The following is a 16,358-nucleotide window of genomic DNA, read 5'->3' as shown; positions in this document are numbered from 1 at the left end:
GCTCCAATTCGAGAGATCAGATGACGCCGGCGGCCTTGAGTTCGGAGAGCTCGGCGGTGTCGATGCCGAGCGAGCCGTAGATGGCGGAGTTGTGCTCACCGAGTCCGGGTGAGGTCTGCACCTCGACCGGCGAGTCGGACAGCTTGATCGGGCAGCCGACGGTCTTGAACGCGCCGCGCTGCGGGTGCTCCACCTCGACCACGGCGCCGAGGTCGGCCAGCGTCTCGTCCGCGATCAGCTCGGCGGTGGACATGATCGGCCCGCACGGCACGTTCAGCGCGTTGAGCTTGTCCATCACCTCGAACTTCGTGTGCTGCTCGGTCCACTGCTCGATCAGCGCGAACATCTTGTCGAGCTTGTCCAGCCGCGCGGCCGGCGTCGACCAGTCGGGGTCCTCGGCCAGCTCGGGCTTGCCGATCAGGTTGGCGATCGGCGCCCAGCCGGGCGGCTGGACGATGACGTAGATGTAGTCGTTCGGTCCGCCCGGCGCGCACCTCAGCGCCCAGCCGGGCTGGCCGCCGCCGGACGCGTTCCCCGAGCGCGGTACCTCGTCGCCGAAGTTGTCGTTCGGGTACTCCTTCAGCGCCCCGTGCGTCAGCCGCTGCTGGTCACGGAGCTTCACCCGCGTCAGGTTGAGCACGGCCTCCTGCATGGCCACGGTCACCCGCTGGCCCTTGCCGGAGTGGGTCCGCTGGAACAGGGCGGCGAGGATGCCGGCGACCAGGTGGATCCCGGTGCCTGAGTCGCCGATCTGCGCACCGGTCGCGGTGGGCGGTCCGTCCTCGAACCCCGTCGTACTCATCGCGCCGCCCATGGCCTGGGCGACCACCTCGTACGCCTTGAAGTTCTCGTAGCGGCCGGGGCCGAAGCCCTTGATCGACGCGAAGATCAGCCCCGGGTTGAGCAGTTGCAGTCGCTCCCAGGTGAAGCCCATCCGGTCGATCGCGCCCGGCGCGAAGTTCTCCACCAGGATGTCGGAGTTCTTCACCAGGTCGGTGAAGATCTCCTTGCCCCGGTCGGACTTCATGTTCAGCGTGATGCTGCGCTTGTTGCAGTTCAGCATCGTGAAATAGAGGCTGTCGACGTCCGGGAGGTCGCGCAGCTGCTGGCGGGTGATATCGCCGGTCGGTGCCTCGAGCTTGATCACGTCGGCGCCGAGCCAGGCGAGGATCTGGGTGCAGGACGGTCCGGACTGCACGTGGGTCATGTCGAGGACGCGGACACCTTCGAGGGCCTTCGTCATGCTGGGTCCCCTTACTTGTACATGGTCTGGTTCATGGTTCCGGGCGCGTACGCGTCTGGGTCGACCCAGACGTTGATCAGCGACGGCAGCCCGGACTCGCGGGCGCGCTGCATGGCCGGCCCGATGTCCTTCGGGTCGCGGACCTCCTCGCCGTACCCGCCGAGCATCCGGGCGAACTCGTCGTACTTGACGTCGCCGAGGGTGTTGCCGATCCGGCCGCGGTCATGGCCGTACTTCGCTTCCTGGCCGTAGCGGATCTGGTTCATCGAGGAGTTGTTGCCGACGACACCGACGAACGGGAGGTTGAAGCGCACCAGCGTCTCGAAATCCCAACCGGTCAAGGAGAAAGCGCCGTCGCCGAACAGCGCGACGACTTCCTTGTCCGGTCGCGCGTACTTCGCCGCGAGCACGAACGGGATGCCGACGCCGAGCGTGCCGAGCGGGCCCGGGTCCATCCAGTGGCCGGGTGACTTGGGCTGTACGACGCCACCGGAGAACGTCACGATGTCGCCGCCGTCGCCGATGTAGATCGAGTCCTCGGTGAGGAACTCGTTGATCTCGTGCGCCAGCCGCAGCGGGTGGATCGGGTTCGCGTCGGACAGCTGGCGCGGCAGCCGCTTCTGGTACGCCGCGTCCTCCTCGGCGCGGAGCTCCGCGAACCATCCCTTGCGATCCGTCTTGTGCAGCCGGCCCGATGCGGCCTGGGTGACCGCGGCGAGGATCGCACCGGGATCGCCGACCAGGCCGAGATCGATGTCGCGGTTCTTGCCGATTGTGCGGTAGTCCATGTCGATCTGGACGACGGTCGCGCTCTTCGGCAGGCGCCGTCCGTACCCCATCCGGAAGTCGAACGGCGTACCGACGATCAGGATCAGGTCGGCGTTGTTGAACCCGTACCGACGGGACAGGTGGAAGTGGTGCGGGTCGCCGGGCGGCAGCGTGCCGCGGGCGGCGCCGTTCATGAAGGCCGGTACGTCGAGGGTCCGCACGAACTCGGTCGCCGCGTCGCTCCCGCGAGCGGTCCACACCTGGGTGCCGAGCAGCACGACGGGCTTCTCGGCCCGCACCAGCAGATCGGCCAGCGCCTCGATGCTCGCCGGGTCGCCGATGCTCTTCGTGGACGCGCGGTAGCGGCCGGCCTCGGGAACCGTCGCGGACTCGACCGGGACCGAATTGTCCAGGATGTCGCGCGGGATCTCCAGGAAGGACGGGCCGGGTGCACCGTTGTAGCACTCGCGGAACGCCATCGACACCATGTCGGCGGCGCGCGCGGTGTGCGGCACGGTCGCGGCGAACTTGGTGATCGGCGTCATCATGTCGACGTGCGGCAGGTCCTGCAGGGACCCCATCTTGTGCTGGTTGAGTGCGCCCTGGCCGCCGATCAGCAACATCGGGCTCTCGGCGCGGAACGCGTTCGCGACGCCAGTGACCGCGTCCGTCGTACCCGGGCCGGCGGTGACGACCGCGCACCCGGGCTTACCTGTCACCCGTGCGTATCCGTCCGCGGCGTGCGCGGCGACCTGCTCGTGCCGTACGTCGACCACGGCGATGCCCTCGTCCACGCAGCCGTCGTAGATATCGATGATGTGACCGCCGCAGAGCGTGAAGATCACGTCGATCCCCTCGGCCTTCAACGCCTTGGCGACCAGGTGACCACCTGAGATGGTCTCCGGCTCCTTCACTTCGGCGACGGGCTGGGTCTCCGACACTGTCTGCGCCATCTGCAGTCCTCTCCTCGGAAGGGGCCGCTGTGTGCGGCTTGAATGTAGATTGCATACCGTATGGTGTAGTCGTAGTCTTATCCCACGCGATGGTGGTTGTCCAGAGTTCGCGTCGAGGAGGCCGAGATGACCATTTCCGAGGAGCTCGAACGGACCCGCGCCGCACTCCTCACCCTGGAGAAATCCCTTATGGCGTTGAGGAATCGGATCGGCCCGCATCTCGACGTACTGCGGTTGCTGGACGATCTGGAGCGATGCACAGCGGACCTGCGCCGACTCGAGCAGCAGGTCCGCGCGCCACACCAGGGCGAGCTCGTGGCGATCCCTGACGGCGACTACGACCCGGAGTTCTGGGCCGACGCGGAGCACGAGGGTCTGGGCTGAGCTGCGAGGCACAGCTTCAGGAGGCTCTTGAGTCGTACGTCGTTCGCCGTCCTCGCGGCGACCGCCACCGCCTCGGCCGCATGTTCCGTCGCGACGAAGGTGCGGTAGAAGGCCTCGCTCCGATGACCCAGAACCGGCAACCACCAGCGGGCCGACCCGGCGGGATGTTCCTCCGTACCGAGTAGGTGCAGCGCGGTCTGATGCGCAGCGCCTAGACGCCTCCGCTCATCGCCGGCGAGTTCACCGCCCGCCAGCGCGGTGGACACGCACAGCGCCACCAGACGGGCGGACGGTTCAAAGCCGGGAGAGGCGGTGTCGAGGAAGAGCGGCGCGAGCGGCAGCAGCTCCCGACGACCGGCGGAGCTGCTGTGGTCATGGACCGCGCGCGCTACTGCACTCAGCACTGGGTGTACGCACGCAGGACGATCGGTCCAGGGTTCTCGCGCCAGGCGGGAGACAAGCTCCATCACGCAGGGGTCCGGCCGATGGGCCACTCCGTATCCGTTCACTCGCCCGCCACTGGTGTACCGAGCTGCTGACGGACCGACAGCGCTGGCCTACCCGGCTGTTTGAGTAGGCGCACGCTCAGTGCGGTCAGCAGGCCGAGCAGGCCGGCGCCAAGGAATAGCGGGCGGTAGCCGACGCTGGCAATCAGCGAGGCGGCGACACCGATGCCGATCAGGCCGCCGACAGCCTTGGCGGAGTACAGGATGGCCTGGTTCTGCAGAAGGCTGTTCTCGCCGAAGAACTCGAGGACGAGGTTGGCCATGATCGCGTAGAACGCGCCGCCGCCCAGCCCGGCGAACATCGCGCAGACCACGAAGGCCCAGCCACTGCCGGCAACCACCAAGCCGACATGCGCGAAGCCCTCGATCATCAGTACGGCGGCCAGCACTCTCCTACGGCCGAACCGATCAGACAGGTGACCCGCCGACGATCGTCCGAGACCGTTGACGGCGGCAAGCATTCCGGCGGCCGCACCCGCGATCGCGAGCCCGAAGTCGGACGTCACCGCGTAGCCAGCAACGAACGCGATGCCGAGCAGCGACAACGCCGTACTGATTGCCAGCAGCAACCACATCAACGGCAGCGCACCGGTCCTCATCGCCTCCGCCGGACGGTAGTGCCGGATGGCGGGCGCATTGTTCGGGATGCTGCGGTTCAGTTTCCGATCGACCGCCCACGCCTGTGCGTCGAGGTCTGCGGGCCACCAGTACCTCGGCGGATCCTTCAGCAGACCGCCCGCGACGAGCACGATCAGCAACGTGACCAGCGCGGTCACATCGAAGACAACCCGTTGACTCGACTCGAAGATCGCCAGCAGCGCGATGCTCGGTACGGCGCCGACGGCGAAACCACCAGTCACGAAACCGATCGTCGCGGTACGTCGATCCGGGAACCAGCGCGCTGAGGTGGTGATACAGGCGGAGTACACGAGACCTGCACCGATGCCGCCGACGAGCGCGTAGCCGAAGACGGCCGCGACGTAGCTGTTCGCGTGAGCGAGGGTTGCGAGACCGATGGCGGCCAATGCACCACCTAGGACGACGAGCTGCGTCGGCGTCGCACGGCGGACCCGTTGGATCCAGGCGGCGGGGATCGCGACCAGCGCCTGGCAAGCGACGAAGATCGCAAGCAGCCACAGGGTTTGCGTCGTACCCCAGCCGCGGTCGAGGCCGAGTACGGCCGTGCCGAACGAGTATTGCAACGGGCTGATCGCGACCATGCAAGCCCAGGCCGCCCAGAGTTGCCAGCGCCTGGAGTGCCCGGTCAACTCACGGGCATCCTCGCCGATCCGGTACCGCCGGCCGTAGACATCACGTACATCGTGGGGCGCCACGTGATTCATCTCGCCTCCTGACAGTGTCATGCCGCGCTCCGCGCGGTCGTCATCGGACCTGGACTCCCGGCCTTCCCTCGTCGCTCCGGTCGCTTCGCTCCCTGCGCTCCTCAGTCCAGGCCGGGGGTCCGATGACTACTGCATACCGTATGAAGTCTGTGGTACTCCCCCGACACCGCAGCTGTCCAGACCTGGGGTGTTGCGACCTGGCTCTTGTGACCAGATTGCATACCGCATACAGTCGTCCGCACACACTGAGGAGGCGACGTGGACCTGATGGAGTACCAAGCCAAGGAACTCTTCGCCCGGCACGGCGTCCCCGTGACGCTCGGCCGGGTGATCGAGGATCCGGCCGAGGCGGCGGACGCGGCGACGGAGATCGGCGGCCGGGTGGTAGTGAAGGCCCAGGTGAAGACCGGCGGCCGCGGCAAGGCCGGCGGCGTGAAACTCGCCGCAACGCCTGAGGAGGCGGTGGCGAAGGCCGGCGAGATCCTCGGGATGGATATCAAGGGGCACACCGTGCACCGCGTGCTGCTCGCCCCGGCCGCGGACATCGCCGACGAGTACTACTTCTCCTTCCTGGTGGACCGCGCCAACCGCGAGTACCTGTGCATCGCGAGTGTCGAGGGCGGCGTGGAGATCGAGGAGGTCGCGCACACCAACCCGGACGCGATCGCGAAGGTGTCGATCGATCCGGCGGTCGGGGTCGACGACGCGAAGGCGGCCGAGATCGTCGCGGCGGCTGGGTTTCCGGTCGGCGCACAGGACGTCGTACGGAAGTTGTGGGACGTGTTCGTCGCGGAGGACGCCTCGCTGGTCGAGGTGAATCCGCTGGTGAAGTTGGGCGATGGCTCGCTCGAGGCGCTCGACGGCAAGGTGACGCTCGACGACAACGCGGCGTACCGGCACGCGGATCATGCCGCCTTCGCGGATCACGCCTCAGCCGATCCGTTGGAGGCCGCGGCTCTCGAGAAGGGCTTGAACTACGTCAAGCTCGACGGCTCGGTCGGCATCATCGGCAACGGTGCCGGACTCGTCATGTCCACGCTCGACGTGGTCGCGTACGCGGGTTCGCAGTACGGCGTGAAGCCGGCGAACTTCCTCGACATCGGCGGCGGTGCTTCAGCTGAAGTCATGGCGAACGGGCTCGGGATCATCCTGTCCGACCAGCAGGTCCGCAGCGTGTTCGTGAACGTGTTCGGCGGGATCACCGCGTGCGATGCGGTCTCGAACGGCATCGTGCAGGCGCTCGAACTGCTCGGCGATCAGGCCGACAAGCCGCTGGTCGTACGACTGGACGGCAACAACGTCGACGAGGGCCGCAAGATCCTTGCCAAGGCCAACCATCCGCTGGTGACCGTGGTCGACACGATGGACGGCGCGGCGGCGCGAGCAGCCGAGCTCGCCAAGTCGGTCACAGAGAAGGGACAGTAGAGATGGCGATCTTCCTGACCGAGAAGAGCCGGGTCGTCGTACAAGGAATGACCGGGTCCGAGGGACAGAAGCACACCAGCCGGATGCTTGCCGCCGGCACCGACATCGTCGGCGGCGTGACACCTGGCAAGGGCGGCCTGTCGATCGACTTCGCGAAGCGGTCGATCCCGGTGTACGGCTCGTGCGCCGACGCGGTGAAGGCGACGGACGCGGACGTGTCGGTGGTGTTCGTGCCACCACGTTTCACCAAGGGCGCTGTGATCGAGGCGGTCGATGCCGGCGTACCGCTGGTCGTGGTGATCACCGAAGGCGTGCCGGTGCAGGACACGGCGGCGTTCTTCGCGCACGCACAGGCCAACGGGACGCGGGTGATCGGCCCGAACTGTCCGGGCATCATCAGCCCGGGGCGCGCGAACGCCGGGATCATTCCCGCGGACATCGCGGGACGTGGCCGGATCGGGCTGGTCAGCAAGTCCGGCACGCTGACCTACCAGATGATGTACGAGCTGCGGGACTTCGGGTTCTCGTCGGCGATCGGCATCGGCGGTGACCCGATCATCGGGACGACGCACATCGATGCGCTGAAGGCGTTCCAGGACGACCCCAACACCGACGCGATCGTGATGATCGGTGAGATCGGCGGCGACGCCGAGGAGCGGGCGGCCGCGTTCATCAAGGAGAACGTGACCAAGCCGGTCGTCGGCTACGTGGCCGGGTTCACCGCGCCGGAGGGCAAGACGATGGGCCACGCCGGCGCCATCGTGTCCGGCTCGTCCGGCACAGCGGCAGCAAAACAAGCAGCCCTCGAGGCCGCCGGCGTACGCGTCGGCAAGACCCCCACCGAAACCGCCGCCATCGTGCGCGCCGCGATGGTGCCCGCCTGACGCACCCGTTTGGTGGGTATGCCCACGCGACTGTGGGTTGGCCAACCGGAATACGGTGTGCCAACCCACAGTCTGGTGGGCTTACCCACCAAACGAGGTAGGGCGAGGCGGGGCGGTGCTCTTGCGGATGATGAGCTCGGTCGGGACGGCGACCGGCGCGTTGTGGTGCTCGCCGGAGTGGATCTCGGCGATCAGCGCGTCGACGCTCTGCCGGCCGACCTCGGTGAAGGTCTGACGGACGGTGGTGAGAGGCGGCCAGAAATGGGCCGCCTCTTCCATGTCGTCGAAGCCGACCACGCTGACGTCGTCCGGCACCGCAAGACCCCGCTCGTACAACGCACGCAGCAGACCGAGAGCCATCTGGTCGTTGGCGACGAAGACCGCCGTCACCTGGCCGTCATCCGCGAGCCGACAGCCCGCCTCATACCCGGAGGTCGCCGACCAATCGCCGTCGTACACCGGCGGCACCTCACGCCCGTGGTCGATCAGCGTCTGCTCCCACGAGCGCCGGCGCCGATCCGCTGCGAACGAGGTCGGCGGGCCACCGAGATGCCACACGGTCTTGTGCCCCAGATCGAGCAGATGCTCCGTCGCGAGCCGCGCACCCTGTCGCTGGTCGGTGTCGACGATCGGATAGTCGTAGTGCGCGCTCGAGTCGACGACCACGACCGACAGCCCCTCCGGCAGCCGTACGCCGGCCGCGTCGAGCGTGTGCGCCTCGATCAGGATGATCACGCCGTCGACCGCCTGCTCCCCCAGCCGCCCGAACGCGTTCGTCACCGCGCTCTGGGTCACGTCGAGCACGGGGACGAGGTTGATCGAGTACCCGCGGATCGTGGCCGCGGTGGCGATCGCGTCGAGCGTGCGCGTCGTACCGAAGCTGTGCAGCTCGAAGACGATCACCCCGATGCTGCGGTACTCGCCGTTCCGCAGCGCGCGGGCCGCACTGTTCGGCCGGTAGCCGAGCTGGTTCATCGCGGCCCGGACCCGGTCGCGGGTCTCCGCGTCGACGTTGTGGCGATCGTTCGCGACCCTCGAGACGGTCTGTCCGGAGACGCCGGCCAGCCGGGCGACGTCCGCCATCGACGGACCGCGCCGCCGCTTCCCCGGTGATACCTCCGTTGACATCCCCGCCTCCTCGGTCGTGTCCGCAGTGTAGACATGTTGACGTAAACACGTTACCGTCGCCGCGTCGATGTTGACGTCAACATGCGCGCGTCGCAGCGCGACCGGTGGCGTCGTGAGGGCGAAAGGAGGTCGGCGGACATGGCTCAGTCCATGGCCCAGCAGTCGGCCCAGGAAGTACGGCCGGTGTCCGCGGCCGGCCGGAAACGGCGGCGAGCGTCCCAGGACGGCAAGGGATGGATCTTCGTCGGTCCGTTCCTGGCGGTGTTCGCGCTGACGTTCCTGGCCCCGATCGGGTACGCGATCTATCTCAGCCTGTACCGCAGCCAGGCGTTCTTCGGCGGCAAGGTGTTCGTCGGGATCGACAACTACACCGAGGCGCTGCAGGACCCGAAGTTCTGGGAGGCGTTCGGCCGGGTCGCGGCGTTCCTGGTGGTCCAGGTCCCGATCATGCTGATCCTCGCCCTGCTCGCCGCGCTCGCGATCGACAGCGCCCGGTTGCACGCGTCCGGCTTCTTCCGGATCGTGATCTTCCTGCCGTACGCCGTACCGGGCGTCGTCGCGGTGCTGATGTGGGGCTATATCTACGGCGACAACTTCGGGCTGGCCGCGAACCTCAACGACCTGTTCGGCACGACCGCGATCCAGCCGCTCAGCGCGCACTGGATGCTGCCGTCGATCGCCAACATCGTCACCTGGGAGTTCGTCGGCTACAACATGCTGATCTTCTACTCGGCGCTGCGCACGGTTCCCGGTGAGCTGTACGAGGCGGCGGCGATCGACGGGGCCGGCACGTTCCGGACCATCCGGGCGGTCAAGCTGCCGGCGCTGCGCGGGGCGATCGTGATCGCGACGATCTTCTCGATCATCGGCAGCTTCCAGCTGTTCAACGAGCCGAACATCCTGCGCACGCTCGCGCCGAACGTGATCACGACGTACTACACGCCCAACATGTACGCCTACAACCTGTCGTTCGCCGGCCAGCAGTTCAACTACTCGGCCACGATCGCGATCGTGATGGGCGTCATCACCGCGATCATCGCGTACGTCGTCCAGCTCCGCGGATCCCGGGAGTCCTTGTGAGTGTCCTGTCTTCTCCACTGCGTCCGAAGCGCTCGAAGCTGCTGACCGGCGCGATGGTGCTGTATCTGATCTACACGCTCGTCCCGCTGCTCTGGTTGTTGCTTAGCGCAACGAAGACGCAGGATGACCTGCTGTCGACGCCGGGCCTGTGGTTCGGCAAGAGCTTCGCGTTCTTCAGCAACATCAAGGACACGCTGACCTACAACGACGGCATCTTCCTGCGCTGGCTCGGCAACACTGTTCTTTACGTGGTCGTCGGCGCCGGTGGTGCGACGCTACTCGCCACGGCGGCCGGCTACGGGTTGGCGAAGTACAAGTTCGCCGGCCGTCGCGCTGTCTTCGCCGTGTTGCTCGGGGCAGTCGCAGTCCCCGGTACGGCGCTCGCCGTACCGACGTTCCTGATGTTTTCGAACCTCGGACTGACGAACACCGTGTGGGCGATCATCATCCCGTCGCTGGTGAGCCCGTTCGGGTTGTACCTGATGTGGGTGTACGCGACCGACGCCGTACCTCATGAGCTGCTCGAGGCGGCGCGGATCGACGGCGCCGGCGAGGTCCGGACGTTCTTCACCGTGGCGCTGCGATTGCTTGCCCCGGGCATCGTTACGACGCTGCTCTTCGCGGTGGTGTCGACCTGGAACAACTACTTCCTGCCGCTGATCATGCTCAGCAAACCCAACCTCTACCCGCTCACGGTCGGCCTCACCCAGTGGAGCAACCAAGCGACCGGCGTGGGTGCCCGCCCCATCTACAACCTGGTGATCACCGGATCGTTGCTGACGATCGTCCCCCTGGTGATCGCCTTCCTTCTACTCCAGCGGTTCTGGCAGTCCGGCCTGTCCGCAGGTTCGGTCAAGTGAAAGGCAACAAGATGAAGGTACATCGGCGAGGCATCCGGCAGCTGGTGGTTGCCGGGGCCGCAGTGATCGCCCTCGCGGCCGTGGCGGCATGCGGCGGCGGGTCGTCCAACGATAGCGCGAGCGGTGGTGCGACCACGGGTTCGTCCGACGCCGTCGACGCGGCGCTCAAGGCCGGCGGCGAGATCACGTACTGGAGCTGGACGCCGTCGGCGGAGGCCCAGGTCAAGGCGTTCATGGCGCAGTACCCGAACGTCAAGGTGAACTACGTCAACGCCGGGACCGGCAACGACCACTACACCAAGCTGCAGAACGCGATCAAGGCCGGCTCCGGCGCACCGGATGTGGCCCAGATCGAGTACCAGGCCCTCCCCCAGTTCGCGCTGCCCGGTTCGCTGGCCGACCTGAACCAGTACGGCTTCAGCCAGTACGAGTCGGCGTACACCGCCTCCACCTGGGCGGCCGTGCACGCGGGCGGCGGTCTGTACGGCCTGCCGCAGGACTCCGGCCCGATGGCGCTGTTCTACAACAAGGAGGTCTTCGACAAGTACGGCATCGCCGTACCGAAGACCTGGGACGAGTACGTCGCCGCCGCGAAGAAGCTGCACGCCGCGAACCCCAAGGCCTACATCACCAACGACTCCGGTGACGCGGGCTTCACCACCAGCATGATCTGGCAGGCCGGCGGCCAGCCGTTCAAGACCGACGGCAAGAACATCAGCATCAACCTGGCCGACGACGGCTCGAAGAAGTGGACCGGCACCTGGAACAACCTCGTCGAGGGCGGTCTGGTGTCGCAGATCCCGGGCTGGACCGACGAGTGGTTCAAGGCGCTCGGCGACGGCACGATCGCGACGCTGCCCACCGGTGCGTGGATGCCCGGCGTGATGGAGTCCTCGGTGAAGGCCGGCGCAGGCAAGTGGCGGGTCGCGCCGATGCCGACGTACGACGGCCAGCCGGCGACCGCGGAGAACGGCGGTAGCACCGAGTCCGTGCTCAAGCAGAGCAAGAACCCGGCCCTCGCGGCCGCGTTCGTGCGCTGGCTGAACCACGACGAGGGCGTGAAGCCGTTCCTGGCCAGCGGTGGCTTCCCGGCGACCACTGCCGACCTGAAGGACACCGCGTTCGTTGACAAGGCGAGTGCGTACTTCGGCGGCCAGAAGATCAACCAGGTCCTCACCGCCGCGGCTGGCAACGTCGTGAAGGGCTGGAGCTACCTGCCCTACGAGCTGTACGCCAACAGCATCTACGGCGACACAGTGGGCAAGGCGTACCAGTCGAAGTCCGACCTGAACGCCGGACTGAAGTCCTGGCAGGACGCCCTGGTCACGTATGGCAACCAGCAGGGCTTCCAGGTCAACGGCTGACGGTGTTGAATGCCTCGCTACCGCTCGGCGGGTCACAGGGCTGTGACTCCCGACCTTCCCTCGTCGCTCCGGTCGCTTCGCTCCCTGCGCTCCTCAGTCCAGGTCGGGAGGCCCTGTGACCGTGTTCGAGATTGGTGAGTCCGACTTTCTTCTCGACGGCCGGCCGTTCCAGATCCTGTCCGGGGCACTGCACTACTTCCGTGTGCACCCGGACAGCTGGGCCGACCGGATCGAGAAGGCCCGCCTGATGGGGCTCAACACCATCGAGACGTACGTGCCGTGGAACGCGCACAACCCGCGGCCGGGCACCTTCGACACCTCCGGGATGCTCGACCTCGAGCGCTTCCTGCAGGAGGTGGCCGCCGCCGGCCTGTACGCGATCGTCCGCCCCGGCCCGTACATCTGCGCGGAGTGGGACAACGGCGGACTCCCGGCCTGGCTCTTCCGGGAGCCGGGCCTGGGGGTCCGCCGGTACGAACCGCGGTTCATGGCCGCGGTTTCGGAGTACCTACAGGACGTACTACGGATCGTCGCGCCGCTGCAGGTCTCTGCCGGCGGGCCGGTGCTGCTGGTGCAGGTCGAGAACGAGTACGGCGCGTTCGGCGACGACCCGACGTACCTCAAGGCAGTGGCCGAGATCATCCGCGGCGCCGGGATCACTGTCCCCTTGGTGACCGTGGACCAACCCGTCGACGCGATGCTCGCGGCCGGTGGGCTTGACGGCGTACTGCGGACCGGATCGTTCGGATCGCGCGTTCCTGAACGGCTGGAGACGCTGCGGAGGCACCAGCCGACCGGACCCTTGATGTGCATGGAGTTCTGGGACGGGTGGTTCGATCACTGGGGCGGACCACACCACACGACCAGCGTGGCCGAGGCAGCGGCCGAACTGGACGCACTGCTCGCGGCCGGCGCTTCGGTGAACATCTACATGCTCCACGGCGGTACGAACTTCGGACTGACCAGTGGAGCGAACGACAAGGGCGTCTACCGTCCGACCATCACGTCGTACGACTATGACGCTCCGCTGGACGAGGCTGGTCATCCGACGCTGAAGTACCACGCGTTTCGAGAGGTGATCTCCCGGTACGCGGCCGTTCCCGACGATGTCCCGGCGTCGGGAGCGGCCGCACCGGAGACGTCTGCGGCGCTGGGCTCACCACTCCGGTTGCTGGCTGATCCGTGGGGTGCGTGGAGCGAGCACTCCGAGCTGCCGACGCTCGATGAGCTGGACGCGCGGCTGGTGCTGTTCCAGACCGAGGTGCCGGCCGAGGATCCGGTGCTGCTGAGCGTCGGTGAGGTGCGGGATCGCGCGTACGTGTTCCTGGACGGCGCTCCGGTCGGGGTGCTCGACCGGGAGCGGCACGACCGGGCGCTGATGCTCCCGCACGGCGGGCACCTGGAGATCCTGGTCGAGGACCAGGGCCGGGTGAACTACGGACAGCGGATCGGTGAGCCCAAGGGTTTGATCGGTCCGGTTCAGCTCGACGGGGTAGAGCTGACCGAGTGGTCCGCGTGCGTGATCGACCTCGACGCCGTACCTGCGCTGTGGGACTCCGTGGGTCCGGCGGCAGATGCTCCCGGTGTCGGTCCCACGGCCTGGCGGGCCTGTTTCGACGTCGAGACGCCGGTGGATCACTTCCTCTCGACCGTTGCTTGGGGCAAGGGATTCGCCTGGGTCAACGGCTTCAACCTCGGCCGCTACTGGCGCCGCGGCCCCCAGCAGACCTTGTACGTACCGGGCCCGCTGCTCCGACCCGGCCGCAACGAGCTCGTCGTACTCGAGCTCGACGTCATGGCCGATCCGGTGGCTCACTTCGTCGCCGGCCCGTCGCTCGGACCGCTGGAGCTGTAGCTGGAACAGGTGGGTCCGACGTCGCTGTGGTCGGACCCACCTGGCTCAAACGCCGACCTTGCTGGCCAACAGGTCGGCGACGGCATGTACGGCGCGCAGCGTGGGCGCCTTGATGCCGGTGAGATCAGCGAGCTCGACGACCGCGGCGAGGATGACGTCCAGCTCGAGCGGCTTGTCCTTCTCGAGGTCCTGGAGCATCGACGTCTTGTGCTCACCGACGCGCTCGGCGCCGTCGAGGCGTTTGTCGACAGAGATCTCCGGGTGACAGCCGAGGGCGCCGGCGATCTCCAGCGACTCCTCCATCATCATCCGGACCATCTGCCGTGTGCCCTGATGCGTAGCGATCTCGACCATCGTCGCCCGCGCGAGCGCGCTGATCGGGTTGAACGCCGCGTTGCCGAGCAGCTTGATCCAGATGTCGTTGCGGATATCCGCCTCGACCGGGCACTTCAGTCCGCCCGCGATCATCGCCGTACTGAACTCTTCACACCGCTGCGACGATCCGCCCGCAGGTTCACCGATCGAGAAGCGGGTGCCTTCCAGATGCTGTACGACGCCCGGACCGGCCAGCTCGGTGGAGCAGTAGACGACGCAGCCGACCGCTCGATCGAGGTCGATGACCTGGGTGACCGAGCCGCCCGGGTCGACCGATTCGATCCGGCGGCCTTCGTACGGTCCCTTCAGGCCGTGGAAGTACCACCAGGGGATGCCGTTCTGCGCGGCCACGACGACCGTGCGGTCGTGCAGGAGCGGCTGGAGCAGCGGGCCGGCGCTCGCGTACGAGTTCGCCTTGAGCCCGAGAAAGACACAGTCGACCGGACCGATCTCGGCCGGATCGTCGGTGGCCGGTGTCCTCGCCTCGAAGTCACCGCGTGGACTGAGCACCTGTACGCCGTGCGAGCGGATCGCTTCCAGATGCGCGCCGCGGGCCACCAGGTGGACCTCGGTCCCGCCACGGTGCAGCGCCGCACCGACGTACGCACCGATCGCGCCGGCGCCGAGAACCGCAACTCTCATAGGGGTCCCTGCCTTCCGGGTTTTGTATACGGCATACAGTAGGCCGGGCGTGGAATGCGGTCAAGATCACACTGAGCGGCAAGCGCTCGCCAAAAAGTTCTGCCGGTAGCGATGAATCGGGGTCGGCCGGTCGGTAAGTACGGGTGTGAATCACTCGACAGAAGGAGCACGGACCATGGGCCACGTCATCGTCACCGGATTCGTCAGCCTCGACGGCATCGTCACCGACCCCGACGGCTCCGGCGGCACGCCGGCCGGCGGCTGGATGTTCCAGCACGGCGCCGAGACCGTCAGCGGCGACAAGTTCCGGATGGGCGACCTGATGGACACCGGGGTGCTGCTGCTCGGCCGGACCAGCTGGGAGATCTTCAGCAAGATCTGGCCGCCCCGCACCGACGAGTTCTCGACCAAGATGAACAAGATGACCAAGGTGGTCGCGTCGCACACGCTGACCGACCTCTCCGCCTTCCCCAACTCGAGGCTCATGGAAGGTGAGCTGACCGACTACGTGCGGTCCGAGTCGCGGACCATCGTGGTCACCGGCAGCCTGAGCGTGATCCGGGTACTGCAGGCCGCGGACCTGGTCGACGAGTACCGCCTGATGACGATGCCGTCGATCGTCGGCGCCGGTGAGCGGATGTTCGGCCCGTCCGAGAAGCCCGTCCACCTCCGGCTCGAGTCGCTCACGCAGCCGGGCGACGCGTCGCTGGCGACGTACGTGCGTTGACCCTGCGCTTGGCAGGATGGCGGGGTGATGGTGTGGATCGGTGGCGCCCCGGGCGCAGGGAAGTCGACGATTGCTCGAGAGTTGGCGCGGCGGGGTGACCTGCCGCTGCACCCGATCGACCTGTGGACCTACGCGCACCTGGACCGGATGGCGCCGATCCGGCCGCTCGCGGAGGACCTCGCCGAGGGTCCGGAGTACGCCGCCGATGCCTTCGTACGGATCGCGCGGTTGCGGCTGGAGCTGGTGGCCTCGGATGTGCGGGAGCGCGGACTGGGGGACGTACCTGCGCTGGTCGAGGGGCCGCAGCTCTTCCCGTCGATGGCTGACGACGTACCAGCTGCGATGTGGCTGGTGCCGGACGCGGAGCAGACCAGGCGTGCCCGGGAGGAGCGGCTGGCCCGGGTGGACGATCCAGCTGGTCGGGCCCGGTTGGAGAGTCTGCTGGCGCGGGACGCAGTACTGGCAGACCGGGTACGGCGCGAGGCTGCGGAGCGAGGACGGGCCGTCGTACAGGTTCCGGCCACGCCGGACTGGTCAGCTATCTCGGCCGCTGTCGAGGCCGCGCTGGGTCCGCTACCGCGACTGGAGGCTGGTGAGGAGCTGTCGCGCCAGCGGCGGTACGAGAACCTGGCGGCGTGCCTGCAGGGTCGGTTGTGGCAGGCCGACATCGGGCTCGCCGAACTGCCGCCGTACCCGTTCGCGTGCGAGTGCGGCACGTCCGGTTGCGCTGAGGTCTGGTCCGGTACGCCGGACGAGTACGACGCGCGTCGCGGTCAGGGATGGCTGAAGACTCACTGAGCGTGCTAGGGTCTTCGAGGTTG

The 16,358-nt window shown here is 67.4% G+C and carries 15 protein-coding genes; 9 read left to right on the top strand and 6 right to left on the bottom strand.

The annotated features are described in order from the left end of the window. Positions 1-16: 16 nt before the first annotated feature. Entirely contained in the window at positions 17-1,243 is a 1,227-nt protein-coding gene (gene frc, locus ACQPYH_RS12130; protein ID WP_432890125.1) for a formyl-CoA transferase, read from the bottom strand. 11 nt (positions 1,244-1,254) lie between these two features. Beyond that, a complete protein-coding gene (locus ACQPYH_RS12125; RefSeq protein WP_432890122.1) occupies positions 1,255-2,964 on the bottom strand; it encodes a thiamine pyrophosphate-binding protein in 1,710 nt (569 codons plus the stop codon). A gap of 126 nt (positions 2,965-3,090) precedes the next feature. On the opposite strand from ACQPYH_RS12125, the gene ACQPYH_RS12120 reads away from it, so the two are divergent. Further along, positions 3,091-3,348, top strand: a complete 258-nt coding sequence (locus ACQPYH_RS12120; protein ID WP_432890120.1) for a hypothetical protein — start codon at positions 3,091-3,093, stop codon at positions 3,346-3,348. Here ACQPYH_RS12120 and ACQPYH_RS12115 read toward each other — a convergent pair. Further along, positions 3,300-3,752: a hypothetical protein gene (locus tag ACQPYH_RS12115; RefSeq protein ID WP_432890118.1), complete on the bottom strand. Its 453-nt coding sequence runs from the start codon at positions 3,750-3,752 to the stop codon at positions 3,300-3,302. The two genes, ACQPYH_RS12120 and ACQPYH_RS12115, sit on opposite strands and share 49 nt — an antisense overlap. Positions 3,753-3,853: 101 nt before the next feature. Then, complete coding sequence (locus ACQPYH_RS12110; protein ID WP_432890115.1) at positions 3,854-5,218, bottom strand: MFS transporter; 1,365 nt, start codon at positions 5,216-5,218, stop codon at positions 3,854-3,856. A gap of 237 nt (positions 5,219-5,455) precedes the next feature. On the opposite strand from ACQPYH_RS12110, the gene sucC reads away from it, so the two are divergent. Further along, positions 5,456-6,622, top strand: coding sequence for an ADP-forming succinate--CoA ligase subunit beta (gene sucC / locus ACQPYH_RS12105; protein ID WP_432890113.1), 1,167 nt, complete (start codon positions 5,456-5,458; stop codon positions 6,620-6,622). Between the two features lie 2 nt (positions 6,623-6,624). Beyond that, positions 6,625-7,506, top strand: a complete 882-nt coding sequence (gene sucD / locus ACQPYH_RS12100; protein ID WP_432890112.1) for a succinate--CoA ligase subunit alpha — start codon at positions 6,625-6,627, stop codon at positions 7,504-7,506. 81 nt (positions 7,507-7,587) lie between these two features. Here sucD and ACQPYH_RS12095 read toward each other — a convergent pair whose 3' ends face one another. Continuing rightward, the gene (locus tag ACQPYH_RS12095) at positions 7,588-8,634 is read right to left on the bottom strand and encodes a LacI family DNA-binding transcriptional regulator (protein ID WP_432890110.1); all 1,047 of its coding nucleotides are present in this window, start codon (positions 8,632-8,634) and stop codon (positions 7,588-7,590) included. Positions 8,635-8,772: 138 nt separating this feature from the next. On the opposite strand from ACQPYH_RS12095, the gene ACQPYH_RS12090 reads away from it, so the two are divergent. The 4 genes from ACQPYH_RS12090 (at position 8,773) to ACQPYH_RS12075 (ending at position 13,793) form a co-directional block, all read left to right on the top strand. After that, positions 8,773-9,714 (top strand): carbohydrate ABC transporter permease, encoded by a 942-nt coding sequence (locus ACQPYH_RS12090; RefSeq protein ID WP_432890108.1) that lies wholly within the window; start codon positions 8,773-8,775, stop codon positions 9,712-9,714. Then, positions 9,711-10,574 (top strand): carbohydrate ABC transporter permease, encoded by an 864-nt coding sequence (locus tag ACQPYH_RS12085; RefSeq protein WP_202877597.1) that lies wholly within the window; start codon positions 9,711-9,713, stop codon positions 10,572-10,574. Before ACQPYH_RS12090 ends, ACQPYH_RS12085 begins: the two co-directional genes overlap by 4 nt. A gap of 11 nt (positions 10,575-10,585) precedes the next feature. Beyond that, the gene (locus ACQPYH_RS12080) at positions 10,586-11,938 is read left to right on the top strand and encodes an ABC transporter substrate-binding protein (RefSeq protein WP_432890106.1); all 1,353 of its coding nucleotides are present in this window, start codon (positions 10,586-10,588) and stop codon (positions 11,936-11,938) included. A gap of 115 nt (positions 11,939-12,053) precedes the next feature. Then, complete coding sequence (locus ACQPYH_RS12075; RefSeq protein ID WP_432890104.1) at positions 12,054-13,793, top strand: glycoside hydrolase family 35 protein; 1,740 nt, start codon at positions 12,054-12,056, stop codon at positions 13,791-13,793. A gap of 45 nt (positions 13,794-13,838) precedes the next feature. Here ACQPYH_RS12075 and ACQPYH_RS12070 read toward each other — a convergent pair whose 3' ends face one another. Beyond that, the gene (locus tag ACQPYH_RS12070) at positions 13,839-14,810 is read right to left on the bottom strand and encodes a 2-dehydropantoate 2-reductase (protein WP_432890102.1); all 972 of its coding nucleotides are present in this window, start codon (positions 14,808-14,810) and stop codon (positions 13,839-13,841) included. Between the two features lie 175 nt (positions 14,811-14,985). Between ACQPYH_RS12070 and ACQPYH_RS12065 the strand changes: the two genes are divergently transcribed. Beyond that, positions 14,986-15,537 carry a dihydrofolate reductase family protein gene (locus ACQPYH_RS12065; RefSeq protein WP_432890101.1) on the top strand — a complete coding sequence of 184 codons (552 nt, stop codon included), beginning with the start codon at positions 14,986-14,988 and terminating at the stop codon, positions 15,535-15,537. 27 nt (positions 15,538-15,564) lie between these two features. After that, positions 15,565-16,335 (top strand): hypothetical protein, encoded by a 771-nt coding sequence (locus ACQPYH_RS12060; RefSeq protein WP_432890099.1) that lies wholly within the window; start codon positions 15,565-15,567, stop codon positions 16,333-16,335. The last annotated feature ends 23 nt before the right edge of the window (positions 16,336-16,358 follow it).

The organism is Kribbella sp. CA-245084 (assembly GCF_050942355.1).
GTDB lineage: Bacteria > Actinomycetota > Actinomycetes > Propionibacteriales > Kribbellaceae > Kribbella.
This window is presented reverse-complemented; position numbering and strand designations above follow the sequence as displayed.